Annotated in this window: 1 protein-coding gene; it reads right to left on the reverse strand. The window is 44.7% G+C overall.

Annotated features, from left to right (window positions below):
• Positions 1-261: 261 nt before the first annotated feature.
• A partial coding sequence (locus tag A3738_RS07125; RefSeq protein WP_156504045.1) for an ATP-binding cassette domain-containing protein occupies positions 262-692 on the reverse strand: 431 nt, incomplete at its 5' end.

Raw genomic sequence — 692 nt, forward strand, 5'->3', positions numbered from 1 at the left:
ATCAGACCAGCTCAACGAATATGTCTGCCTCAGGCAAGCCGGATAAAAACAAGAAAAAAGCTAATAACAGCGACGGACACGGCAACAAGTCTCGCGACAAGGCTAAAAAGAGTCAGGCANATAAAGATATTTGGGCTAGAGGCAAGCCAAAACAGAACAAGCCTAAGAAAAGTAGCAATAAACAGACTGGGAACAAAAATGCAGAATCTAAAAAAGGAGTAGGGCGCTCGCCACGCAAACGCCCTGTTCAAAATTAGGCGATTAACGCTTGGTTTCTAGTGCTAATTGGCGCGCAAGGTACTCTTCATAAGTGCCTTGGAAATCATTTAGCTTGTTGTCCTTGATTTCAATAATGCGTGTAGCCAAAGAAGAAACAAACTCTCTGTCATGGCTGACAAAAATCAGAGTGCCTGGATAATTTTCGAGCGCTAGGTTTAACGCTTCGATCGATTCCATGTCCAAGTGATTGGTTGGCTCATCCATAATTAGCACATTTGTTTCAGCGATAATCAGCTTACCAAACAACAGGCGGTTCTTTTCACCACCTGAACAAACAGAGACTTTCTTGTCGATGTCTTTCGACGAGAACAGCATGCGCCCCAGAATGCCGCGAATGAACTGATCATCTTGACCTGGCTTACGCCACTGGCCCATCCATTCGAACAAAGTCATATCTTCTGCAAAGTCGCGCG

The sequence above is a fragment of the Oleiphilus sp. HI0066 genome (assembly GCF_001635725.1).